Source organism: Delftia sp. Lp-1 (genome assembly GCF_020523835.1).
GTDB lineage: Bacteria > Pseudomonadota > Gammaproteobacteria > Burkholderiales > Burkholderiaceae_C > Comamonas > Comamonas acidovorans.
Window position 1 is genome coordinate 982,646 of sequence record NZ_JAJALJ010000001.1, and the last position, 22,517, is coordinate 1,005,162.

The window sequence follows — 22,517 nt, forward strand, 5'->3', positions numbered from 1 at the left end:
GAGCGAAGCTGTGTCATTCCAATGCTGCTGATTTGATAGCAGTGAATCCAGCACTGGAATGGCATCGTGTTCTGAATTGCTCTCCATCATGGCCCGATGAGTGCATCGGTCCACCCATTCCAAAGGAGCAACAATGTCCATCTTCAACAAAGTCACCAAGACCTTCCAGTGGGGCCAGCACACGGTCACCATGGAAACCGGCGAGATCGCTCGCCAGGCTTCCGGCGCCGTGCTGGTCAACATCGATGACACCGTGGTGCTGGCCACCGTGGTGGCGTCCAAGCAGGCCAAGTCCGGCCAGGACTTCTTCCCGCTGACCGTCGATTACATCGAGAAGACCTACGCCGCAGGCAAGATCCCCGGCAGCTTCTTCAAGCGCGAAGCCAAGCCCAGCGAACTCGAAACCCTGACCAGCCGCCTGATCGACCGCCCGATCCGCCCGCTGTTCCCCGAAGGTTTCTACAACGACGTGCACGTGGTCATCCACACCGTGTCGCTGAACCCCGAAGTCGATGCCGACATCGCCGCCCTGATCGCCACCTCGGCTGCCCTGTCCGTGTCGGGCATTCCCTTCAATGGCCCCATCGGTGCTGCCCGCGTGGGTTACATCAATGGCGAGTACGTGCTCAACCCCGGTCAGACCCAGCGCAAGGATTCGCAGATGGATCTGGTCGTTGCCGGTACCGAAGCCGCCGTGCTGATGGTGGAGTCCGAGGCGCAGCAACTGCCTGAAGACGTGATGCTGGGCGCCGTGGTCTTTGGCCACGAGCAAGGCCGCATCGCCATCGACGCCATCCACGAGTTGGTGCGCGAAGCCGGCAAGCCCGTCTGGGACTGGGTCGCTCCCGCCAAGGATGAAGAGCTGATCGCCAAGGTGGCTGCACTGGGTGACGAAGCCCTGCGCACGGCCTACCAGATCCGCAACAAGCAAAGCCGCACGCAAGCCTGCCGCGAAGCCTACGCCGCCGTGAAGGCCGGCCTGACGGCCCAGGGCGTGGAGTTCGACGGCGTCAAGGTCGAAGGCATGCTGTTCGACATCGAGGCACGCATCGTTCGCAGCCAGATCCTGGCCGGCGAGCCGCGCATCGACGGCCGTGACACGCGCACCGTGCGCCCCATCGAAATCCGCAACTCCGTGCTGCCCCGCACGCACGGCTCGGCCCTGTTCACGCGCGGCGAGACGCAGGCCCTGGTAGTGTCCACGCTGGGCACCGAGCGCGACGCGCAGCGCATCGATGCGCTGGCTGGCGAGTTCGAGGACCGCTTCCTGTTCCACTACAACATGCCTCCCTTTGCCACCGGCGAAGTGGGCCGCATGGGCTCGACCAAGCGCCGCGAAATCGGCCACGGCCGTCTGGCCAAGCGCGCCCTGGCGGCCTGCCTGCCCAGCAAGGAAGAATTCCCCTACACCATCCGCGTGGTGTCGGAAATCACCGAGTCCAACGGTTCCTCGTCCATGGCTTCGGTCTGCGGCGGCTGCCTGTCGATGATGGATGCCGGCGTTCCGATGAAGGCCCACGTGGCCGGCATCGCCATGGGCCTGATCAAGGAAGACAACCGCTTCGCCGTGCTGACCGACATCCTGGGTGACGAAGATCACCTGGGCGACATGGACTTCAAGGTGGCCGGCACCACCAGCGGCATCACTGCGCTGCAGATGGACATCAAGATCCAGGGCATCACCAAGGAAATCATGCAGGTCGCCCTGGCCCAGGCCAAGGAAGCGCGCATGCACATCCTGGGCAAGATGCAGGAAGCCATGGGCGAAGCCAAGGCCGAGATCTCGTCCTTCGCTCCCAAGCTGTACACGATGAAGATCAACCCCGAGAAGATCCGTGACGTGATCGGCAAGGGTGGCTCCACCATCCGTGCACTGACCGAAGAGACCGGCACGCAGATCGACATCGGCGAAGACGGCACCATCACCATTGCCTCCAGCGATGCCGCCAAGGCCGACGAAGCCAAGCGCCGCATCGAAGAGATCACGGCCGAAGTCGAAATCGGCAAGATCTACGAAGGCCCGGTCACCAAGATCCTGGACTTCGGTGCTCTCGTGAACCTGCTGCCCGGCAAGGACGGTCTGCTGCACATCAGCCAGATTGCCCACGAGCGCGTGGAGCGCGTCGCCGACTACCTGCAGGAAGGCCAGATCATCAAGGTCAAGGTCATGGAGACCGACGAAAAGGGTCGTGTCAAGCTGTCGCTGAAGGCGCTGACCGAGCGTCCTGCCGGCATGGAGCGCAGCGAGCGCCCCGCGCCTGCCGAGCGTGAGTTCCGCCAGCCGCGTGAGCCCCGCCAGCAGCGCGAGTTCCGTGAGCCGCGTGAACCCCGCGAGCCCCGTGACGGCGGCCGTCCGGCTGCCGAGGGCGAGCAGCAACAGCAACAGCAGCAGTAATGCCCGGCAAGGCCATTCCCCAAAAGGGGGTGGCCTTGCAGGTGCATGTGGTGACTGGCAAAAAGCGCTGACCTGTTCAGCGCTTGTGGCATTTTTGACAGGGATTGCGAGGTCGAAAGATGGAAAAGCAAATCATGCGTGCCGTGGAACTCACGGACTTTGGTGCTCCCGAGGTATTGCGCCTGGGCGAGCGTCCGCTGCCCGTTGCGGGTGCGCAGGAGTTGCTGATCCAGGTGTCGGCCAGTGGTGTCAATCGCCCTGATGTGTTGCAGCGCAAGGGGCACTATGCTCCGCCGCCTGGCGCCTCCGACCTGCCCGGGCTGGAAGTGGCCGGGGTGATCGTGTCGGGCGACGACGAAGCCATGCGGCTGGCAGGCCTGCGCGTGGGAGACCGCGTGTGCGCGCTGCTGGCCGGCGGTGGCTATGCGGAGTACTGCGTTGCGCCCGTGGCCCAGTGCCTGCCCATCCCGGCAGGGCTCAGCGAGGTGGAGGCTTCGGCATTGCCCGAGACCTTCTTCACCGTCTGGAGCAATGTGTTCGACCGCGGTGCCTTGCAGGCGGGCGAAACCCTGCTGGTGCAGGGTGGCAGCAGCGGCATCGGCGTGACGGCCATCCAGCTGGCCAAGGCGCGCGGCGCAACGGTCATCGTGACCGCTGGCTCCGATGCCAAGTGCGCCGACTGCCTCAAGCTGGGTGCCGACCATGCCATCAACTACCGTACCCAGGACTTTGCCGCGGAGGTGCAGCGCATCACCGAAGGCAGGGGGGTGGACGTGATCCTTGACATGGTGGCGGGTGGCTATGTGGCACGCGAAGTGCAAAGCCTGGCAGAGGATGGCCGTCTGGTCATCATTGCGGTGCAGGGTGGCATCAAGGCAGAGTTCGACGCGGGCCTGGTCCTGCGTCGCCGTCTGCTGGTGACGGGCTCCACACTGCGTCCGCGACCTGTGGCTTTCAAGGCAGCCATCGCCCAGGCCCTGCGCCGCGAGGTCTGGCCGCTCATCGAGGCAGGCGGCATTCGTCCTGTGATCCATAGCACCTTTGCTGCCGCTGATGCCGACAAGGCGCACGCGCTGATGGAGTCGAGTCAGCACACCGGCAAAATCGTTTTGACGTGGTAACCATGAAGAAGAAACTCATCGTTGGCAACTGGAAGATGAATGGCAGCCTGGCTGCCAATGCCGTTTTGCTCAAGGCCCTCAAGGAGGGTCTGCCCGAGGGGGGCAATGCGGGCGTGGCTGTGGCCGTGCCTGCCGTCTATCTGGCCCAGGTTCAGGCCGAGCTTGAAGGCTCGGCCATCGGCGTGGCTGCGCAGGACGTGTCGCAGCATGAATCGGGTGCCTATACGGGCGAGCTGTCGGCCGCAATGCTTCGGGATTTTGGCGTGCGCTATACGCTGGTGGGGCACTCGGAGCGTCGCCAATACCATGGCGAAACCGATGCCGTGGTGGCGCTGAAGGCGCAGGCTGCGCTGGGCAAGGGCGTCACGCCCATCGTCTGTGTGGGTGAAACGCTGGCGGAGCGCGAGGCGGGGCAGACCGAAGAAGTGGTCAAGCGCCAACTGGCGGCCGTGATCCATCAGGTGGGCCAGTGCATCAATGAGCTGGTCGTGGCCTATGAGCCCGTCTGGGCCATAGGCACCGGCAGGACCGCCACGCCGGAGCAGGCCCAGCAGGTGCATGCCGTGCTCCGCTCCCAGCTGGCGGCTGCCAGCCAGCAGGCCGATCGCATCGCCTTGCTGTACGGCGGCAGCATGAATGCCTCCAATGCAGCCCAACTGCTGGCCCAGGCCGACATTGATGGTGGCCTGGTGGGCGGAGCGTCGCTCAAGGCAGCCGATTTCCTGGCCATCATCGCTGCGGCCCAGTAAGCCGGGGCGGTTTTTCCATTCGCTTTTTTAGCTCTCGCGTTACTAGCAGGTACAACCAATGAATGCATTCGCAAGCGTGATCCTCGCCGTTCAGATGCTGTCGGCTCTCGGCATGATCGGCCTGATCCTGATTCAACACGGCAAGGGTGCCGACATGGGCGCCTCGTTCGGCAGCGGCAGCTCCGGCAGCCTGTTCGGTGCCTCGGGCAGCGCCAACTTCCTGTCGCGCTCCACGGCAGGCCTGGCCACGGTGTTCTTCGTGGCCACGCTGGCGCTGGCCTATCTGAGCAATGCGCGTCCCGTCAGCTCGGGCAGCGTGCTGGAAGGTGCCGCACCCATCACGGCGCCGGCTCCTGCGGTCTCTGGCGCTGCTGGCGAAGTGCCTGCTCCTGCTGCAGGCCAGGCGCCTGCTGCCGGTGCTGAAGGCGCTGCCCAGATCCCCACGAAATAATTTCGAACAAAGTCCTCGGTCCTCCGGGTCCGAGGGTTTTTCAGAGTAGAATCTAGAGATTGTTCGGTAGGCGGAATCTTTGCAACGGAGATAAAGAGCCAGCCGAAATCAAGACTTGCCGTCGTGGTGAAATTGGTAGACACGCTATCTTGAGGGGGTAGTGGCGAAAGCTGTGCGAGTTCGAGTCTCGCCGACGGCACCAAGATATAACTAAGAGCCTGCCCTGCTGATCAGGCTGATCGGTGCGGGCATGCCTTTCAAGGTAGCCGCACACGATGAACATCGACCAGTATCTTCCCGTTCTTTTGTTCATTCTCGTCGGCATGGGTGTCGGCGTAGTCCCCCTGCTACTGGGGTATGTGCTGGGTCCGAACCGACCCGATGCCGCCAAGAACTCCCCCTATGAATGTGGCTTCGAGGCCTTCGAAGACGCGCGCATGAAGTTCGATGTGCGCTACTACCTCGTCGCCATCCTGTTCATCCTGTTTGATTTGGAAATCGCCTTTCTGCTGCCCTGGGCCGTTGCGCTTCGGGACGTGGGTGGGGCTGGTTTCGCCGCTGTCCTTATTTTCCTGACCGTTCTCGTCGTGGGCTTTGTCTACGAATGGAAGAAGGGTGCGTTGGACTGGGACTGAAGCGGGTTCACTAAGGAAACACGATGATCGAAGGCGTGATGAAAGAAGGCTTCATCACCACGAGTTACGACTCTGTGGTGAATTGGGCCAAGACGGGCTCGCTGTGGCCCATGACATTTGGTCTGGCCTGCTGCGCGGTGGAGATGATGCACGCTGCGGCGGCGCGTTACGACATCGGTCGCTTTGGCTCGGAAGTCTTCCGTGCCAGCCCGCGGCAGTCGGACCTGATGATTGTGGCCGGCACCCTGTGCAACAAGATGGCGCCCGCCATGCGCAAGGTCTATGACCAGATGTCCGAGCCCCGCTGGGTCATCTCCATGGGCTCGTGCGCCAACGGCGGCGGCTACTACCACTACAGCTATTCCGTGGTGCGCGGCTGCGACCGCATCGTGCCGGTCGATGTCTATGTGCCTGGCTGCCCCCCCACGGCGGAAGCCCTGATCTACGGCATCATCCAGCTGCAGCAGAAGATCCGCCGCACCCATACCATCGCTCGCGTCTAAGGGCTAGATGATGACTGCTATTGCGATTCACCCCGAAGTGCTTCGGGATGTGGTGGCTGCTGCCTTGGGCGACAAGGCGCGCAGCGTGACCGTGGCCCTGGGCGAGGTGACGGTCGAAGTGTCCGCCACCCAGTATCTTGAGGCCATGCAGGTTCTGCACACTGCTCCGGATTGCCGGTTCGAGGTCCTGGTGGACCTGTGCGGCGTGGACTACTCCACCTATGCAGAAGTCGGGCGTGAAGGCCCGCGCTTTGCCGTGGTATCCCACCTGCTGTCGATCAGCCTGAACCAGCGCCTGCGCGTTCGTGTCTTTTGCACCGACGACGATTTCCCGGTGGTGGCTTCCGTCACTTCCGTCTGGGCGGGTGCGAACTGGTTCGAGCGCGAGGCGTTCGACCTGTTCGGCATCGTCTTCGACGGCCATGACGACCTGCGCCGCATCCTGACCGACTACGGCTTCATCGGCCATCCCTTCCGCAAGGACTTCCCGCTGTCGGGCCATGTGGAAATGCGCTATGACCCCGAGCAACAGCGCGTGGTGTACCAGCCGGTCACCATCGAGCCCCGCGAGATCACGCCGCGGATCATCCGCGAAGACAACTACGGGGGCCTGCACTGAAGGCGCTCCAGGCGCCTTTTTGATGGACGACCATGGCTGAAATCAAGAACTATTCCCTGAACTTTGGTCCGCAGCACCCGGCAGCGCACGGCGTGCTGCGCCTGGTGCTGGAGCTCGACGGTGAAGTGGTGCAGCGCGCAGACCCGCACATCGGTCTGCTGCACCGTGCGACAGAAAAACTGGCAGAGAGCAAGACCTACATCCAGTCGCTGCCCTATATGGACCGGCTGGACTACGTGTCCATGATGTGCAACGAGCACGCCTACTGCCTGGCCATCGAGAAGCTGCTGGGCATCGAGGTGCCCATCCGCGCCCAGTACATCCGCGTGATGTATTCGGAGATCACCCGCATCATGAATCACCTGATGTGGCTGGGCTCCAGCGGCAACGATGCGGGCAGCTCCACGACGCTGATCTACACCTTCCGTGAGCGCGAAGACCTCATGGACATGTACGAGGCGGTTTCGGGCGCGCGCATGCACGCGGCCTACTTCCGTCCGGGCGGCGTCTACCGCGACCTGCCCGACACCATGCCGCAGTACAAGGCCAGCAAGGTGCGCAATGCGCGCTCGGTCGAGATCATGAACCGCAACCGCCACGGCTCGTTGCTGGACTTCATCGACGACTTCACGCAGCGCTTCCCCAAGTGCGCCGACGAGTACGAGACCCTGCTGACCGACAACCGCATCTGGAAGCAGCGCAACGTGGACATCGGCGTGGTGACGGCCGAGCGTGCCATGAACCTGGGCCTGACCGGCCCCATGCTGCGTGCCTCCGGCGTGGCTTGGGACATGCGCAAGTCGCAGCCCTATGAGGTCTATGACCGCATGGACTTCGACGTGCCCGTGGGCAAGACCGGCGACTGCTACGACCGCTACCTGGTGCGCGTGGCCGAAATGCGCCAGTCCAACCGCATCATCAAGCAGTGCGTGGACTGGCTGCGTGCCAACCCGGGCCCGGTGATCGTGGACAACCACAAGATTGCTCCGCCGCCGCGCGAAGGCATGAAGTCCAACATGGAAGAGCTGATCCACCACTTCAAGCTCTTCACCGAAGGTTTCCGCGTGCCCGAAGGCGAGGCTTACGCGGCCATCGAACACCCCAAGGGGGAGTTCGGCATCTACATCGTGAGCGACGGGGCCAATAAGCCCTACCGCCTGAAGATCCGTCCGCCGGGATTCGCCAATCTGTCCGCCATGGACGAAATGTGCCGAGGCCACATGCTGGCCGACGCCGTGATGGTGCTGAGTACCCTGGACATCGTGTTTGGAGACGTTGACCGATGATTACCGAAGCGACCAAGGAGCGCTTTGCGCGCGAGGTGGCCAAGTACCCGGCCGACCAGAAGCAGTCTGCCGTGATGGCCTGCCTGTCCATCGTGCAGCAGGAGCAGGGCTGGGTCAGTGCCGAGAGCGAGGCCGTGATTGCCGAGTTCCTGGGCATGGCCGAGATCGCGGTGCACGAAGTCACCACGTTCTACAACATGTACAACCAGCGCCCCACGGGCACGTACAAGCTGAACGTCTGCACCAACCTGCCTTGCCAGCTGCGCGACGGCTACAAGGCGCTGCACCATCTGGAATCCCGCCTGGGCATCAAGATGGGCGAGACCACGCCTGACGGCATGTTCACGCTGCAGCAGTCCGAGTGCCTGGGCGCCTGTGCGGATTCGCCGGTGATGCTGGTGAACGACCGCTGCATGTGCAGCTTCATGAGCAACGAAAAGCTCGACGAATTGATCGACGGCCTGCGCGCCGCGGAGGGCAAGGCATGAACGCCGCCGCACAATCGGTCCTGGCCAAGTTTGCCTCTTCGGGCAGCGAGACCTGCTTTCACGACCGCCACATCAATCCGCAGATCTACGCCGACCTGACCGGCGCCAACTGGTCCATCAAGGACTACGAGGCACGCGGCGGCTATCAGGCGCTGCGCAAGATTCTGGGCAAGGATGGCAGCGAAGGCCTGACCCAGGACCAGGTGATCGCCACCGTCAAGGAATCGGGCCTGCGCGGCCGCGGCGGCGCAGGTTTCCCCACGGGCCTGAAGTGGAGCTTCATGCCCCGCCAGTTCCCGGGCCAGAAGCACCTGGTCTGCAACTCGGACGAAGGCGAGCCTGGCACCTGCAAGGACCGCGACATCCTGGTGCACAACCCGCACATCGTGATCGAGGGCATGATCATCGCCGCCTACGCGATGGGCATCTCCCTGGGCTACAACTACATCCACGGCGAAATCTTCGAAGCCTATGAGCGCTTCGAAGCCGCTCTGGAGGAAGCCCGCGCCGCCGGCTACCTGGGTGACAACATCATGGGCAGCAGCTTCAGCTTCCAGCTGCACGCGCACCATGGTTTCGGCGCCTACATCTGCGGCGAAGAGACGGCGCTGCTGGAGTCGCTGGAAGGCAAGAAGGGTCAGCCGCGCTTCAAGCCGCCGTTCCCGGCCAGCTTCGGCCTGTACGGCAAGCCGACCACGATCAACAACACCGAAACCTTTGCGGCCGTTCCCTGGATCATCCGCAACGGCGGCGCTGCATACCTGGAGTGCGGCAAGCCCAACAACGGCGGCACCAAGATCTTCTCGGTCAGCGGTGACGTGAACCTGCCCGGCAACTACGAAGTGCCGCTGGGCACGCCCTTCAGCAAGCTGCTGGAGCTGGCCGGCGGCGTGCGCACGGGCCGCAAGCTCAAGGCGGTGATCCCCGGTGGATCGTCCTCGCCCGTGCTGCCGGCTGACATCATCATGGAATGCACGATGGACTACGATTCCATCGCCAAGGCCGGCTCCATGCTGGGCTCGGGCGCCGTGATCGTGATGGACGACTCGCGCGACATGGTCGAGAGCCTGCTGCGCCTGTCCTACTTCTACCAGCACGAGTCCTGCGGCCAGTGCACTCCCTGCCGCGAAGGCACGGGCTGGCTGTGGCGCGTGGTCAACCGAATCGAGCACGGCGAAGGCCGTCCTGAAGACATCGAGCTGTTGGACTCGGTATCCGTGAACATCATGGGGCGCACGATCTGTGCGCTGGGCGATGCGGCAGCGATGCCGGTGCGCGCCATGATCAAGCACTTCCGCCACGAGTTTGAAGCGAAGATCCAGAACGCTTCCAAGCAGACGGTCCACGCCGCCTGATCGCGAGAAAAGCATATGGTTGAAATTGAACTGGACGGAAAAAAGGTGGAGGTCGCCGAAGGCTGCATGGTCATGCATGCAGCCGAGAAGGCAGGCACCTACATCCCGCATTTCTGCTATCACAAGAAACTTTCCATCGCCGCCAACTGCCGCATGTGCCTGGTGGATGTGGAAAAAGCCCCCAAGCCCATGCCCGCCTGCGCCACGCCCGTGACGCAGGGCATGATCGTGCGCACCAAGAGCGAGAAGGCGATCAAGGCACAGCAATCGGTGATGGAGTTCCTGCTCATCAATCACCCGCTGGACTGCCCGATCTGCGACCAGGGCGGCGAATGCCAGCTGCAGGATCTGGCCGTGGGCTACGGAAGCTCCGCCTCGCGCTACGAGGAAGAAAAGCGCGTGGTCTTCCACAAGGACGTGGGCCCGCTGATCTCCATGCAGGAGATGAGCCGTTGCATCCACTGCACCCGCTGCGTGCGCTTCGGACAGGAAGTGTCCGGCGTGATGGAGCTGGGCATGATCAACCGCGGCGAGCACTCCGAGATCACCACGGTGGTGGGCGATACGGTGGACTCCGAGCTGTCGGGCAACATGATCGACATCTGCCCCGTGGGCGCGTTGACCAGCAAGCCCTTCCGCTACAGCGCCCGCACCTGGGAGCTGTCGCGCCGCAAGTCGGTCTCGCCCCATGATTCCACGGGTGCCAACCTCATCGTCCAGGTCAAGAACCACAAGGTTCTGCGCGTCGTGCCCTTCGAGAACGAAGAGGTCAACGAGTGCTGGATCGCCGACCGCGATCGCTTCTCCTACGAAGCCCTGAACAGCGACGAACGCCTGACCCGCCCCATGCTCAAGCAAGGTGGCGAGTGGAAGGAAGTCGATTGGCAGACCGCCCTCGAATACGTGGCCAACGGCCTGCGCCAGATCAAGAATGACCATGGCGCATCCGCCATCGGTTCGCTGGTCAGCCCGCACAGCACGCTGGAAGAGCTGTACCTGGCTGGCAAGCTGGTGCGTGGCCTGGGCAGCGAGAACATCGACTACCGCCTGCGCAATGCCGAGTTCACCGCCGCCCAGGGCGTGCAGTGGCTGGGCACGCCCATCGCGTCGCTGTCCAAGCTGCAAGGCGTCCTGGTGCTGGGCTCCAACCTGCGCAAGGACCATCCGCTGTTCGCGCAGCGCATCCGCCAGGCTGCCAAGCAGGGCTGCGCCGTGCTCGCCATCAATGAGCGTGTCTACGACTGGGCCATGCCGGTGACGGCGTCCATCGTGGCTGCCCCGGACTGGGCCCAGGCGCTGGCCGATGTGGCCGCCGCCGTGGCGCAGGAAAAGGGCGTTGCCGCTCCCGTGGCCGCCGCCGACGTGCATGCCGAGGCCCAGGCCATCGCTGCCGCGCTGCTGCGCGGCGAGCGCAAGGCCATCTTGCTGGGCAATGCCGCTGCGCACCACGCACAGGCATCGACCCTGCTGTCGCTGGCCAACTGGATTGCCGAGCAGACCGGTGCCTCGGTCGGCTACCTGACCGAAGCCGCCAACACGGTGGGTGCACAGTGGGTGGGTGCACAGCCTGCCGCCTCGGGCCTGAACGCAGGCCAGATGCTGGCCGGCGGCCTCAAGGCCGTGCTGCTGCTGAACAACGAACCCGTGTTCGACTCCGCTGCCGGCGCCCGCGCCGCAGAGGCACTGGGCAAGGCCGAGATGGTCGTGACCCTGAGCCCCTTCAAGGCCAACATGGAATTCAGCGACGTGCTGCTGCCCATCGCCCCGTTCACGGAAACCTCGGGCAGCTTCGTCAACGCCGAAGGCCGCCTGCAGAGCTTCCACGCCGTGGTCAAGCCGCTGGCCGAAGCCCGTCCGGGCTGGAAGGTGCTGCGCGTGCTGGCCAACCTGCTGGGCGTGCAGGGCGTGGACTACGAGACGTCGCAGGACGTGCTCGCAGCCGCCACCGCCGCTGCCACCAGCGTGCCAGCCAACCTGCTGGGCAACGGTGCGCCTGCCGTGAATTCCATCGCCAACGGTGCCGGCCATGCCGCGCCCGTGGTGGCCAGCATTTATCAGCTCGACAGCATCGTGCGCCGCGCGACATCGCTGCAACTGACGGCAGATGCACGTCAGGCTCGTGAGGGAGGCGCCGCATGATTGACGCACTCAAGACGGCCGGTGCCGGCCTGATCGCCGCCCCCTGGTGGACCGACGTGGCCTGGCCCGTGCTCTGGATCCTGCTGGGCATCGTTGCCATCGTCGCCCCGCTGATGGGCGCCGTGGCCTACCTGACGCTGTGGGAGCGCAAGCTGCTGGGCTTCATGCAGGTTCGCATGGGTCCCAACCGCGTGGGTCCCTTCGGTCTGCTGCAGCCTCTGGCCGACGGCCTGAAGCTGCTGACCAAGGAACTGATCCAGCCCACGGCTGCCGCCAAGGGCCTGTTCTACGTGGGCCCGGTGATGGCCATCATGCCCGCCCTGGCGGCATGGGTGGCGATCCCCTTCGGCCCCGAAGTGGCGCTGGCCAACGTCAACGCCGGCCTGCTGCTGATCATGGCCATCACTTCCATCGAAGTCTATGGCGTGATCATTGCGGGCTGGGCCTCCAACTCCAAGTACGCCTTCCTGGGCGCGCTGCGCGCCTCGGCACAGATGGTCAGCTATGAAATCGCGCTGGGCTTCTGTTTCCTGGTCGTGATCATGGTCACGGGCAGCATGAATCTGACGCAGATCGTGCTGAGCCAGGGCCAGGGCCAGTTCGCCAGCATGGGTGTCAGCGTCCTGTCGTGGAACTGGCTGCCGCTGCTGCCGATCTTCGTGGTCTACCTGATCTCGGCCGTGGCCGAGACCAACCGCCACCCCTTCGACGTGGTCGAAGGCGAAGCCGAAATCGTGGCCGGCCACATGGTCGAGTACTCGGGCATGGGCTTTGCCATCTTCTTCCTGGCCGAGTACGCCAGCATGTGGCTGGTGTCCATCCTTGGCGTGATCATGTTCCTGGGCGGCTGGCTGCCTCCGTTCGACTTCCTGTCGTTCATCCCCGGATGGATCTGGCTGGCGGCGAAGACTTTCCTGGTCGTGTCCATGTTCATCTGGATCCGTGCCACCTTCCCGCGCTTTCGCTATGACCAGATCATGCGTCTGGGCTGGAAGATCTTCATTCCCGTCACCCTGGTGTGGCTGGTCGTCGTGGGTGGCTGGATGCACTCGCCTTGGAACATCTGGAACTGAGCGGAGCAAGAATGTCTGCGGTTGCTGCTACCCCATTTTCGATCAAAGATTTCCTCAAGAGCTTCATGCTCTGGGAACTGGCCAAGGGCATGGCCCTGACTGGCCGCTACACCTTCCGCCGCAAGGTCACGGTGCAGTTCCCCGAGGAAAAGACACCCCTGTCGCCGCGTTTTCGCGGACTGCACGCCCTGCGCCGTTATGACAACGGCGAAGAGCGCTGCATTGCCTGCAAGCTGTGCGAGGCGGTGTGCCCGGCCATGGCCATCACCATCGAGTCCGATGTGCGTGACGACGGCTCGCGCCGCACCACGCGCTACGACATCGACCTGACCAAGTGCATCTTCTGCGGCTTCTGCGAGGAAAGCTGCCCGGTGGACTCGATCGTCGAGACGCATATCTTCGAATACCACGGAGAAAAGCGCGGCGACCTGTACTTCACCAAGGACATGCTGCTGGCCGTTGGCGATCGCTACGAACCCGAGATTGCCGCCGCCAAGGCTGCGGACGCCAAGTACCGCTGAAGCGGCTCCTTGATCACTTGAAAAGATTCGATCCATGGACGCCAAAACTGGTTTCTTCTATCTGTTCTCGGTCGTGCTGCTGTTTGCAGCCTTCCGGGTCGTCACGGCGCGCAACCCCGTGCATGCCGTGCTCAACCTGATCCTGGCCTTCTCGCAGGCTGCCGGCATCTGGCTTCTGCTCAAGGCCGAGTTCCTGGGCGTGACCCTGGTGCTGGTCTACCTGGGCGCCGTGATGGTGCTGTTCCTGTTCGTGGTGATGATGCTGGACATCCGCATCGACGCCGTGCGCCAGGGGTTCTGGAAGCATTTCCCCTTCGCTGCCCTGATCGGTGCACTGATTGCCTTTGAAATGGGCATGGTGCTGATGGGCGGCTTCAGCGGCGTCGAGGAGCCCAAGGCCATTGCAGCCACGGTCAACGCTGCCGGCCAGACCGTGCAGTACTCCAACACCCAGGCCCTGGGCAAGCTGCTGTACACCGAATACCTGTACCCCGTCGAGATCGCTGCCGTGATCCTGCTGGTGGCCATGATTGCCGCCATCGCCCTGACCCTGCGCAAGCGCAAGGACAGCAAGGCAGTGAACCCGGCCCAGCAGATCCGTGTGCGCGCAAAGGATCGCCTCGAGCTGGTCAAGGTGCCGGTCACCCAGGCGCCGCAGGCACCGGCCGCCGAGGCAACCCCCGCCGTGGAGACAAAAGCATGACGTTGACTTTGGGCCATTATTTGACGCTGGGCGCCATGCTGTTCGCGCTCTCCGTCGTTGGCATTTTTCTGAACCGCAAGAACCTGATCGTGCTGCTGATGGCCATCGAGCTGATGCTCCTGGCCGTCAACACCAACTTCGTGGCGTTCTCCAGCTATCTGGGTGACATGCACGGCCAGGTGTTCGTGTTCTTCATCCTGACAGTGGCAGCCGCCGAGTCGGCCATCGGTCTGGCGATCCTGGTGCTTCTGTTCCGCAACAAGACCAGCATCAATGCGGAAGATCTCAACTCCCTCAAGGGTTGAGTCCGCCGTAACTTGCAAGGTTCTTAAGAATGAGTCAAACACTCTCTGCATCCATGCTCCTGGCGGTGCCGCTGGCACCGCTGGCGGGCTCCGTGCTCGCGGGCATCTGGGGCACGGCCTTCGGCGGCAACAAGATCGGTCGCGGCGGCAGCCATACCCTCACCATCGCGGGCGTGCTGATCGCCTTCATCCTGTCGGCCATCACGTTCAACAGCGTGATCTTCGACGGCGCGCGTTTCGACCAGTCCATCTATACCTGGATGGAAATCGGCGGCCTGAAGATGGAGGTCGGTTTCCTGATCGACAGCATCACGGCCATGATGATGTGCGTGGTGACCTTCGTGTCGCTGATGGTGCACATCTACACCATCGGCTACATGCAGGAAGATGACGGCTACAACCGTTTCTTCTCCTACATCTCGCTGTTCACCTTCTCCATGTTGATGCTCGTCATGAGCAACAACCTGCTGCAGCTGTTCTTCGGCTGGGAAGCCGTGGGCCTGGTGTCCTACCTGCTGATCGGCTTCTACTACAACAAGCCCACGGCCATCTTCGCCAACATGAAGGCCTTCCTGGTCAACCGTGTGGGTGACTTCGGCTTCATCCTGGGCATCGGCCTGATCGCTGCCTACACCGGCACCATGAACTACGGCGAGATCTTCGCCAAGCTGCCCGAGATCCAGAACACCCTGCTGCCGGGCACCGGCTGGCTGCTGGTGACGGTGACGGCCATCTGCCTGTTCATCGGCGCCATGGGCAAGTCGGCACAGTTCCCGCTGCACGCCTGGCTGCCCGATTCGATGGAAGGCCCGACCCCCATCTCGGCACTGATCCACGCCGCCACCATGGTGACGGCCGGCATCTTCATGGTCTCGCGCATGTCGCCGCTGTACGAGCTGTCGGACACGGCACTGAGCTTCATCCTGGTGATCGGCTCCATCACGGCGCTGTTCATGGGCGTGCTGGGCATCATCCAGAACGACATCAAGCGCGTGATCGCGTACTCCACGCTGTCGCAGCTGGGCTACATGACCGTGGCCCTGGGCGCCTCCGCCTACTCGGTGGCCGTGTTCCACCTGATGACCCACGCCTTCTTCAAGGCCCTGCTGTTCCTTGGCGCCGGCTCGGTGATCATGGGCATGCACCACAACCAGGACATCCGCTGGATGGGTGGCGTGCGCAAGTACATGCCCATCACCTGGATCACCTTCCTGCTGGGCAACCTGGCTCTGATCGGTACGCCGTTCTTCTCGGGCTTCTACTCGAAGGACGCCATCATCGAAGCCGTGCACGCCACGAACCTGCCGGGCGCAGGCTTCGCGAACTTCGCGGTGCTGGCCGGCGTGTTCATCACAGCCTTCTACTCCTTCCGCCTGTACTTCATCGTCTTCCACGGCAAGGAGCGCTACGACCAGAACCCGGACGCGCACCACGATGACCACCACGGTCACGATGACCATCATGCCCATGACGACCACCACGGCCATGGCCACGACGCCAAGCCGCACGAGTCGCCCCTGGTCGTGACCGGTCCGCTGATGCTGCTGGCCATCCCCTCGGTGGTGATCGGTGCCATCGCGCTGATGCCCATGCTGTTCGGTGACTTCTTCAAGGGCGTGATCCACGTCGATGGCGCAAAGCACGGCGCCATGGCTGAACTGGCCGAGAAAATCCACGGCTGGGTGCCCATGGCACTGCACGGCTTCACGGCCGCGCCGTTCTGGCTGGCACTGGCAGGCGTCGTCGTCTCCTACCTGTTCTACATGGTCAAGCCCGAAGTCCCTGCGGCCATCAAGTCGGCCATGCAGAAGATCGGTGTCTACCAGGCACTGGAAGGCAAGTACGGCGTGGACTGGGTCTACGAAAACATCTTCGCCCGTGGTGCACGCGCCTTCGGCAGCTTCTTCTGGAAGGTCGGCGACCAGGCCATCATCGATGGCGCCATCGTCAACGGTTCGTGGAAGCTCATCGGCCACATCGGCCAGTGGGTGCGCAAGCTGCAGTCGGGCTATCTCTATCACTACGCGTTGGTCATGCTGCTGGGCGTGTTCGCTCTCATGACGTATTTCGTGTGGCTCAACAAGTAGTAGAGGAAGAACAAAAATGCATTGGTTGAGTCTTTCAATCTGGGTGCCGATCGCATTCGGCGCCCTCCTGCTGGCCCTGGGCCGCGAGGACCAGGTCAAGGCAGTGCGCTGGCTGGCCCTGGTCGGCGCCCTGGCCGGCCTGGCGGTCACGCTGCCGCTGATCCAGCAGTTCGACAACAGCACGGCTGCGATGCAGTTCGTGGAGAAGGCGCTGTGGATCGAGCGCTTCAACATCTACTACCACCTGGGCGTGGATGGCATCTCGTTCTGGTTCGTGCCGCTGACGGCCTTCATCACCGTGATCGTCGTGATCGCGTCGTGGGAAAACATCACCGAGCGCGTGAACCAGTACATGGGCGCGTTCCTGATCCTGTCCGGCCTGATGGTCGGCGTGTTCAGCGCACTGGACGGCCTGCTGTTCTACGTGTTCTTCGAAGCCACGCTGATACCGATGTACCTGATCATCGGTATCTGGGGCGGACCCAACCGCATCTATGCGGCCTTCAAGTTCTTCCTGTACACGCTGATGGGTTCGCTGCTGACCCTGATCGCGATCATCTATCTGTACACCCAGTCCGGTGGCAGCTTCGAGATCCTCGACTGGCACAAGCTGCCGCTGTCCATGACGGCACAGACGCTGATCTTCTTCGCCTTCTTCGCGGCCTTCGCCGTGAAGGTGCCGATGTGGCCGGTGCACACCTGGCTGCCCGACGTGCACGTGGAAGCGCCCACCGGCGGCTCCGCCGTGCTGGCTGCCATCATGCTGAAGCTCGGTGCCTACGGTTTCCTGCGCTTTTCCATGCCCATCGCCCCTGATGCATCGCACAAGTGGGCCTGGCTGGTCATCGCGCTGTCGCTGGTCGCCGTGATCTACGTGGGCGTGGTCGCCCTGGTGCAAAAGGACATGAAGAAGCTGGTGGCCTACTCGTCCGTGGCCCACATGGGCTTCGTGACCCTGGGCTTCTTCATCTTCAACCCGCTGGGCGTTGCCGGCGGCATCGTGCAGATGATTGCCCACGGCTTCGTGTCGGGCGCCATGTTCCTGTGCATCGGCGTGCTCTACGACCGCGTGCACTCGCGTGAAATCGCCTCCTACGGCGGCGTGGTCAACACCATGCCCAAGTTCGCGGCCTTCGCACTGCTGTTCGCCATGGCCAACTGCGGCCTGCCCGCAACGGCCGGCTTCGTGGGCGAGTGGATGGTGATCCTGGGTGCCGTCCAGTACAACTTCTGGATCGGCCTGGGCGCTGCCACGGCGCTGATCTTCGGCGCCGCCTACACCCTGTGGATGTACAAGCGCGTCTACCTGGGTCCGGTCACCAACGACAATGTGCGCGGCCTGACCGACATCGGCAACCGCGAGTTCCTGATGCTGGGTCTGCTGGCCATCGCCGTGCTGTACATGGGTCTGTATCCCAAGCCCTTCACTGACGTGATGGATGTGTCCGTGGCCGAGCTGCTCAAGCATGTGGCCATGAGCAAGCTGCAGTGACCAGACTGAAACGAGAGAATCGAGATGATTGACAACATCAGCTGGCTGGCCATCTATCCGGAGATCCTTCTCCTGGTCATGGCCTGCGTGATCGCCCTGGTGGACCTGGGCGTCAAAAGCCCGCGCCGCACGGGCACCTATGTTCTGACGCTGCTGACCCTGGGCGTGGTGGCCGTGCTGCAAGGCATGTACGCCTCCAGTGGCAACACCTTCTATGGCTGGGGCAACATGGTGGTCTCCGACGCCATGGGCAACTGGCTCAAGTGCTTCGCCACCGTGGCCATGATGGTCACCCTGGTCTACGGCCGCCCCTACGCCGCCGACCGCGACATGCTGCGCGGCGGCGAGCTGTTCACGCTGGCCATGCTCGCGCTGCTGGGCATGTTCATCATGATCTCGGGCAACAACTTCCTGGTCATCTACCTGGGCCTGGAGCTGCTGACGCTGTCCAGCTACGCCCTGGTGGCCCTGCGCCGCGACCACACGGCGTCGGTCGAGGCCGCGATGAAGTACTTCGTGCTCGGCGCCATGGCCAGCGGTTTCCTGCTGTACGGCATGTCCATGCTCTACGGTGCGACCGGCTCGCTGGACATCGGCCAGGTCTTCAAGGCCATCAACTCGGGCGAGATCAAGCACCAGGTGCTGGTGTTCGGCCTGGTCTTCGTGGTCTCCGGCCTGGCCTTCAAGCTGGGCGTGGTTCCCTTCCACATGTGGGTTCCCGACGTCTACCAGGGCGCCCCCACGGCCATCACCACCATGATCGGTGGCGCGCCCAAGCTGGCCGCCTTCGCCATCGTCATCCGCCTGCTGGTGGACGGCCTGCTGCCGCTGGCCATCGACTGGCAGCAGATGCTGGCGGTGCTTGCCATTGCCTCGCTGCTGGTCGGCAACCTGGCCGGCCTGCAGCAGACCAACCTCAAGCGCATGCTGGCCTACTCGACCATCTCGCAGATGGGCTTCGTGCTGCTGGGCCTGATGTCGGGTGTGGTGGATGGCAAGGTCGATCCGGCCACCATCGAGAACGCCTACAGCTCGGCCATGTTCTACGTGGTGACCTACGTGCTGACCACGCTGGCCGCCTTCGGCGTGATCCAGCTGCTGGCCCGCGAAGGCTTCGAGAGCGAAGAGGTCGCCGACTTTGCCGGCCTCAACCAGCGCAGCCCGCTGTATGCCGGCGTGATGGCGATCTGCTTGTTCTCCATGGCCGGTATCCCCCCCTTGGTGGGCTTCTACGCCAAGCTGTCGGTGCTGCAGGCGCTCGTGGCATCGGGCCACAGCCTGTACATCGCGCTGGCCGTGTTTGCCGTGGTCATGTCGCTGATCGGCGCCTTCTACTACCTGCGCGTCGTCAAGGTCATGTACTTTGACGAACCCATCACCGCCACCAGCGTTTCCGCTTCGCTGGACGTGCGCGTGGTGCTGACCCTCAACGGCGCCCTGGTGCTGGGGCTGGGCCTTCTGCCGGGTGGCCTGATGGCCCTGTGCGCCGACGCCGTCGTGCGCGCCCTGGCTTCCTGATCCACTTTCCCGATGCGGGGCCCTGCACGCAGGGCTCCGCGGTGAGGACATCGGCTTGTCGCAAACCGCTTCGATCTGGCTCGTGATATTGGCTGCCCTTGTGGCAGCCAATTTGCCTTTCTTCAACGCCCGCTGGCTGCAGCTGGGGCCGCTGCGCGCCCAGCGCAAGCCGCTGGCCATGTGCCTGCTGGAGATGGTGCTGCTGTACTTCATCGTCGGCGGCGTGGCGCTGCTGCTGGAGCGCCGTGTGGGGCAGATCGCGCCCCAGGGCTGGGAGTTCTATGCCGTCACGGGAGCGTTGTTCCTGACGCTGGCCTTCCCCGGTTTCGTCTATCGTTTCCTGATTCACCGCCGCGGCTGAGGCTGCGGTGCCGGTTGTCTCATGGGTGGGGGTGCGTGATGAAAGTGCTCGACCTGCATTGCCCGCACGGCCATCTGTTCGAGGGCTGGTTCGCCTCGGAAGATGATTTCCAGGGCCAGCTGCAGCGCCAACTGGTGCTGTGCCCCGTCTGCGGCCACAGCGACATCACCAAGCGACTGAGCGCTCCCCGCATCAATCTTGGCGCCAAGCCAGCAGCCTCGCCCCCGACTGCGGCGGCTGAGCCTGCTGCAGCCGCCTCGGCTGCCAGTGCGGCAGCCGTTCCCTCACCTTCCATGCCGCCCCAGGCGCGCGAGCAGCTGCAGGCCATGCAGGCCGCCTGGCTGAAATGGTCGCGCCAGGTGGCGCAGCAGACCGAGGACGTGGGCGAGCGCTTTGTCGATGAAGCCCGCCGCATGCACTATGGCGAGACGGACGAGCGTGCCATCCGCGGCAAGGCCAGTCCCGAGCAGGCCATGCAATTGCTGGATGAAGGCATTGCCGTCCTTCCATTGGCCTTGCCCGAAGGCAGCAAGGAAACGCTGCAGTAAGTGGCGACTGGCACTTGCTGTCTTGGCGACGACAATTGCCCGCATTGCAATGGATCGGCAATTTCCAGGCCAGGCCTTTGCTTGTTGCTATTGATTGAGTAGCGCTTCAACTGACTTTGTCGCCCTTCAATTGAAGAGGCGACAAACTCAAGCATATCCGCGGCTTTTCGCATAGTGACTGAGCAGGCCACAGGGAGATTGCCGACCTGGGTGTTTCCCGTAAGGCAGCGGACATTGGCAGCTGCCTTGTAAGTCGCAAAAAGGGTAGTTTGCTATCGCTTTGGAAGCGCTCTGGCCTTCCGTGTGGGCCGCGCCGGGCCGAGATGCTGGAGAACCCTAGGCCCTGCCCGTCACCGCGGGACCTTACAGCCCCGTGTGTGCTTGATTATTTTAAGTGTGAGTGGTTGCTTCTATTGTTTGCGAAGACCAGGCTTGATGCGTCATGCTGCAGTGCGGGGCAGGGCCTGTGCTTAGGAGCACCTACGTAGGCGTTTTCCCGCTGCGGTGCACAACGTCGGCAAGCCTACGATGCGTCCGACCCTGCACAACGCCCGCCAGAGCCTCTGGCGACGCGTTGGGGGGCTGGCAGCATCAACGGAGCAGGCGAAGCGCACATGAGCGACGTTATTCTCGAAACCCGGAACCTGACCAAAGAGTTCAAGGGATTTACGGCGGTGAGCAAGGTGGACCTTTCGGTGCGCCGTGGCTCCATCCATGCCTTGATCGGCCCCAATGGCGCAGGCAAGACCACCTGCTTCAATCTGCTGACCAAGTTCCTGGAGCCCACCTCCGGCACCATCCGTTTCAATGGCGAGGACATCACGCGGGAAGCACCGGCGCAGATTGCGCGCCGTGGCGTGATCCGGTCCTTCCAGATCTCGGCCGTGTTCCCGCATTGCACGCTGCTGGAGAACGTGCGCATCGGCCTGCAGCGCAAGCTGGGCACGGAGTTCCATTTCTGGCGCAGCGAGAAGAGCCTGTCGCAGCTCAATGACCGCGCCATGCAGTTGCTGGCCGAAGTGGGCCTGCAGGATCTGGCCGATGAGGTCACGGTCAACCTGCCCTATGGCCGCAAGCGCGCGCTGGAGATTGCCACCACGCTGGCCATGGAGCCCGAGCTGATGCTGCTGGACGAACCCACGCAGGGCATGGGCCACGAAGACGTGGACCGCGTGACCCAGTTGATCAAGAAGGTCTCGGCCGGCCGCACGATTCTCATGGTGGAGCACAACATGAAAGTGATCTCCACCATTGCCGACCGCATCACGGTGCTGCAGCGCGGCGCCGTGCTGGCCGAGGGGCCGTACGAGGAAGTTTCGCGCAACCCGCAAGTGATGGAAGCGTATATGGGCACCACCGACGGCCAGTTGCAGGGAGCGCATTGAGATGACTGCACCGGCATTGGAAATCAAGGGCCTGCAGGCCTGGTATGGCGAATCCCATGTGCTGCACGGCATGGACCTGGTGGTCCAGCCCGGCGAGGTGGTCACGCTGCTGGGGCGCAACGGCGCGGGCCGCACGTCCACGCTGCGCGCCATCATGGGTCTGACGGGCGCGCGCAAGGGCTCGATCAGGATCAATGGCGTGGAAGCCATCCACATGCCCACGCACCGCATTGCCCACCTGGGTGTGGGCTACTGCCCTGAAGAGCGCGGCATCTTCTCCAGCCTCTCGTGCGAAGAGAACCTGATGCTGCCGCCGCCGCTCAAGACCGGCCAGCCGGGCATGAGCGTGGATGAGATCTACGCCATGTTCCCCAACCTGGCCGAGCGCCGCCACAGCCAGGGCACGCGCCTGTCGGGAGGCGAGCAGCAGATGCTGGCGGTGGCGCGCATCCTGCGCACGGGCGCGCGGCTGCTGCTGCTCGACGAAATCTCGGAAGGCCTGGCACCCGTCATCGTGCAGGCGCTGGCCCGCATGATCACCATGCTGCGCACCAAGGGCTACACCGTGGTCATGGTGGAGCAGAACTTCCACTTCGCGGCGCCGCTGGCCGACCGTTTCTACGTGGTCGAGCACGGCCATGTGGTCGAGCGTTTCGGGGCGTCCGAGCTGCAGGCCAAGATGCCCGTGCTCAACGAGCTGCTGGGCGTTTGACCCGGATATCCATCGTGGCCGGCGCCTGGGGCTCGCCGGCTGCATTCCTGCCATGGCCCTGTGACAAAAAC

Annotated in this window: 22 protein-coding genes and 1 tRNA gene; all 23 read left to right on the plus strand. The window is 63.4% G+C overall.

The window, feature by feature from the left end; all coding sequences use genetic code 11:
* Positions 1-133: 133 nt before the first annotated feature.
* The 23 genes from pnp (at position 134) to LGR64_RS04435 (ending at position 22,446) form a co-directional block, all read left to right on the plus strand.
* Positions 134-2,395, plus strand: coding sequence for a polyribonucleotide nucleotidyltransferase (gene pnp / locus LGR64_RS04325; protein ID WP_043819231.1), 2,262 nt, complete (start codon positions 134-136; stop codon positions 2,393-2,395).
* Between the two features lie 119 nt (positions 2,396-2,514).
* Positions 2,515-3,516, plus strand: a complete 1,002-nt coding sequence (locus LGR64_RS04330) for an NAD(P)H-quinone oxidoreductase (RefSeq protein WP_012206982.1) — start codon at positions 2,515-2,517, stop codon at positions 3,514-3,516.
* 2 nt (positions 3,517-3,518) lie between these two features.
* Complete coding sequence (tpiA, locus tag LGR64_RS04335; RefSeq protein WP_230355018.1) at positions 3,519-4,265, plus strand: triose-phosphate isomerase; 747 nt, start codon at positions 3,519-3,521, stop codon at positions 4,263-4,265.
* Positions 4,266-4,323: 58 nt separating this feature from the next.
* Positions 4,324-4,716: a preprotein translocase subunit SecG gene (gene secG / locus LGR64_RS04340; RefSeq protein ID WP_141834253.1), complete on the plus strand. Its 393-nt coding sequence runs from the start codon at positions 4,324-4,326 to the stop codon at positions 4,714-4,716.
* Between the two features lie 117 nt (positions 4,717-4,833).
* Positions 4,834-4,918: transfer RNA gene (locus LGR64_RS04345), tRNA-Leu, on the plus strand.
* 73 nt (positions 4,919-4,991) lie between these two features.
* A complete protein-coding gene (locus tag LGR64_RS04350) occupies positions 4,992-5,351 on the plus strand; it encodes an NADH-quinone oxidoreductase subunit A (protein WP_141834256.1) in 360 nt (119 codons plus the stop codon).
* A gap of 23 nt (positions 5,352-5,374) precedes the next feature.
* Entirely contained in the window at positions 5,375-5,854 is a 480-nt protein-coding gene (locus LGR64_RS04355) for a NuoB/complex I 20 kDa subunit family protein (protein ID WP_012206978.1), read from the plus strand.
* Between the two features lie 10 nt (positions 5,855-5,864).
* A complete protein-coding gene (locus LGR64_RS04360) occupies positions 5,865-6,473 on the plus strand; it encodes an NADH-quinone oxidoreductase subunit C (protein WP_034398879.1) in 609 nt (202 codons plus the stop codon).
* A 32-nt stretch (positions 6,474-6,505) separates the two neighbouring features.
* Positions 6,506-7,759: an NADH-quinone oxidoreductase subunit D gene (locus LGR64_RS04365; RefSeq protein WP_013801061.1), complete on the plus strand. Its 1,254-nt coding sequence runs from the start codon at positions 6,506-6,508 to the stop codon at positions 7,757-7,759.
* On the plus strand, positions 7,756-8,247 hold the full coding sequence (nuoE, locus tag LGR64_RS04370; RefSeq protein ID WP_012206975.1) for an NADH-quinone oxidoreductase subunit NuoE: 492 nt from the start codon (positions 7,756-7,758) through the stop codon (positions 8,245-8,247). The genes LGR64_RS04365 and nuoE overlap by 4 nt, the downstream gene beginning before the upstream one ends.
* Positions 8,244-9,602, plus strand: coding sequence for an NADH-quinone oxidoreductase subunit NuoF (nuoF, locus tag LGR64_RS04375; protein ID WP_034396578.1), 1,359 nt, complete (start codon positions 8,244-8,246; stop codon positions 9,600-9,602). The genes nuoE and nuoF overlap by 4 nt, the downstream gene beginning before the upstream one ends.
* Positions 9,603-9,617: 15 nt before the next feature.
* Positions 9,618-11,741 (plus strand): NADH-quinone oxidoreductase subunit NuoG, encoded by a 2,124-nt coding sequence (gene nuoG / locus LGR64_RS04380; protein WP_013801063.1) that lies wholly within the window; start codon positions 9,618-9,620, stop codon positions 11,739-11,741.
* Positions 11,738-12,814 (plus strand): NADH-quinone oxidoreductase subunit NuoH, encoded by a 1,077-nt coding sequence (gene nuoH, locus LGR64_RS04385; RefSeq protein WP_141834259.1) that lies wholly within the window; start codon positions 11,738-11,740, stop codon positions 12,812-12,814. Before nuoG ends, nuoH begins: the two co-directional genes overlap by 4 nt.
* 11 nt (positions 12,815-12,825) lie before the next feature.
* Positions 12,826-13,335: an NADH-quinone oxidoreductase subunit NuoI gene (nuoI, locus tag LGR64_RS04390; RefSeq protein ID WP_012206971.1), complete on the plus strand. Its 510-nt coding sequence runs from the start codon at positions 12,826-12,828 to the stop codon at positions 13,333-13,335.
* Positions 13,336-13,369: 34 nt separating this feature from the next.
* Positions 13,370-14,038: an NADH-quinone oxidoreductase subunit J gene (locus tag LGR64_RS04395; RefSeq protein WP_012206970.1), complete on the plus strand. Its 669-nt coding sequence runs from the start codon at positions 13,370-13,372 to the stop codon at positions 14,036-14,038.
* Positions 14,035-14,343 (plus strand): NADH-quinone oxidoreductase subunit NuoK, encoded by a 309-nt coding sequence (gene nuoK / locus LGR64_RS04400; RefSeq protein WP_012206969.1) that lies wholly within the window; start codon positions 14,035-14,037, stop codon positions 14,341-14,343. The genes LGR64_RS04395 and nuoK overlap by 4 nt, the downstream gene beginning before the upstream one ends.
* Positions 14,344-14,396: 53 nt before the next feature.
* Complete coding sequence (gene nuoL / locus LGR64_RS04405) at positions 14,397-16,430, plus strand: NADH-quinone oxidoreductase subunit L (RefSeq protein WP_141834780.1); 2,034 nt, start codon at positions 14,397-14,399, stop codon at positions 16,428-16,430.
* A 16-nt stretch (positions 16,431-16,446) separates the two neighbouring features.
* Entirely contained in the window at positions 16,447-17,922 is a 1,476-nt protein-coding gene (locus LGR64_RS04410) for an NADH-quinone oxidoreductase subunit M (RefSeq protein WP_141834262.1), read from the plus strand.
* A gap of 24 nt (positions 17,923-17,946) precedes the next feature.
* Entirely contained in the window at positions 17,947-19,440 is a 1,494-nt protein-coding gene (nuoN, locus tag LGR64_RS04415; protein WP_012206966.1) for an NADH-quinone oxidoreductase subunit NuoN, read from the plus strand.
* Positions 19,441-19,495: 55 nt separating this feature from the next.
* Positions 19,496-19,801 (plus strand): DUF2818 family protein, encoded by a 306-nt coding sequence (locus LGR64_RS04420; protein ID WP_012206965.1) that lies wholly within the window; start codon positions 19,496-19,498, stop codon positions 19,799-19,801.
* 38 nt (positions 19,802-19,839) lie between these two features.
* Positions 19,840-20,349, plus strand: coding sequence for a DUF1178 family protein (locus LGR64_RS04425; protein ID WP_141834265.1), 510 nt, complete (start codon positions 19,840-19,842; stop codon positions 20,347-20,349).
* A gap of 614 nt (positions 20,350-20,963) precedes the next feature.
* The gene (locus LGR64_RS04430) at positions 20,964-21,734 is read left to right on the plus strand and encodes an ABC transporter ATP-binding protein (RefSeq protein WP_088163996.1); all 771 of its coding nucleotides are present in this window, start codon (positions 20,964-20,966) and stop codon (positions 21,732-21,734) included.
* 1 nt (position 21,735) lies between these two features.
* Positions 21,736-22,446, plus strand: a complete 711-nt coding sequence (locus LGR64_RS04435; RefSeq protein ID WP_043819222.1) for an ABC transporter ATP-binding protein — start codon at positions 21,736-21,738, stop codon at positions 22,444-22,446.
* Positions 22,447-22,517: the final 71 nt, after the last annotated feature.

Excerpts from the sequence above, each read along its gene's own strand:
- pnp (WP_043819231.1), top strand. The coding sequence starts at position 134 with ATGTCCATCTTCAACAAAGTCACCAAGACCTTCCAGTGGGGCCAGCAC.
- LGR64_RS04330 (WP_012206982.1), top strand. The coding sequence starts at position 2,515 with ATGGAAAAGCAAATCATGCGTGCCGTGGAACTCACGGACTTTGGTGCT.
- tpiA (WP_230355018.1), top strand. The coding sequence starts at position 3,519 with ATGAAGAAGAAACTCATCGTTGGCAACTGGAAGATGAATGGCAGCCTG.
- secG (WP_141834253.1), top strand. The coding sequence starts at position 4,324 with ATGAATGCATTCGCAAGCGTGATCCTCGCCGTTCAGATGCTGTCGGCT.
- LGR64_RS04350 (WP_141834256.1), top strand. The coding sequence starts at position 4,992 with ATGAACATCGACCAGTATCTTCCCGTTCTTTTGTTCATTCTCGTCGGC.
- LGR64_RS04355 (WP_012206978.1), top strand. The coding sequence starts at position 5,375 with ATGATCGAAGGCGTGATGAAAGAAGGCTTCATCACCACGAGTTACGAC.
- LGR64_RS04360 (WP_034398879.1), top strand. The coding sequence starts at position 5,865 with ATGACTGCTATTGCGATTCACCCCGAAGTGCTTCGGGATGTGGTGGCT.
- LGR64_RS04365 (WP_013801061.1), top strand. The coding sequence starts at position 6,506 with ATGGCTGAAATCAAGAACTATTCCCTGAACTTTGGTCCGCAGCACCCG.
- nuoE (WP_012206975.1), top strand. The coding sequence starts at position 7,756 with ATGATTACCGAAGCGACCAAGGAGCGCTTTGCGCGCGAGGTGGCCAAG.
- nuoF (WP_034396578.1), top strand. The coding sequence starts at position 8,244 with ATGAACGCCGCCGCACAATCGGTCCTGGCCAAGTTTGCCTCTTCGGGC.
- nuoG (WP_013801063.1), top strand. The coding sequence starts at position 9,618 with ATGGTTGAAATTGAACTGGACGGAAAAAAGGTGGAGGTCGCCGAAGGC.
- nuoH (WP_141834259.1), top strand. The coding sequence starts at position 11,738 with ATGATTGACGCACTCAAGACGGCCGGTGCCGGCCTGATCGCCGCCCCC.
- nuoI (WP_012206971.1), top strand. The coding sequence starts at position 12,826 with ATGTCTGCGGTTGCTGCTACCCCATTTTCGATCAAAGATTTCCTCAAG.
- LGR64_RS04395 (WP_012206970.1), top strand. The coding sequence starts at position 13,370 with ATGGACGCCAAAACTGGTTTCTTCTATCTGTTCTCGGTCGTGCTGCTG.
- nuoK (WP_012206969.1), top strand. The coding sequence starts at position 14,035 with ATGACGTTGACTTTGGGCCATTATTTGACGCTGGGCGCCATGCTGTTC.
- nuoL (WP_141834780.1), top strand. The coding sequence starts at position 14,397 with ATGCTCCTGGCGGTGCCGCTGGCACCGCTGGCGGGCTCCGTGCTCGCG.
- LGR64_RS04410 (WP_141834262.1), top strand. The coding sequence starts at position 16,447 with ATGCATTGGTTGAGTCTTTCAATCTGGGTGCCGATCGCATTCGGCGCC.
- nuoN (WP_012206966.1), top strand. The coding sequence starts at position 17,947 with ATGATTGACAACATCAGCTGGCTGGCCATCTATCCGGAGATCCTTCTC.
- LGR64_RS04425 (WP_141834265.1), top strand. The coding sequence starts at position 19,840 with ATGAAAGTGCTCGACCTGCATTGCCCGCACGGCCATCTGTTCGAGGGC.
- LGR64_RS04430 (WP_088163996.1), top strand. The coding sequence starts at position 20,964 with ATGAGCGACGTTATTCTCGAAACCCGGAACCTGACCAAAGAGTTCAAG.
- LGR64_RS04435 (WP_043819222.1), top strand. The coding sequence starts at position 21,736 with ATGACTGCACCGGCATTGGAAATCAAGGGCCTGCAGGCCTGGTATGGC.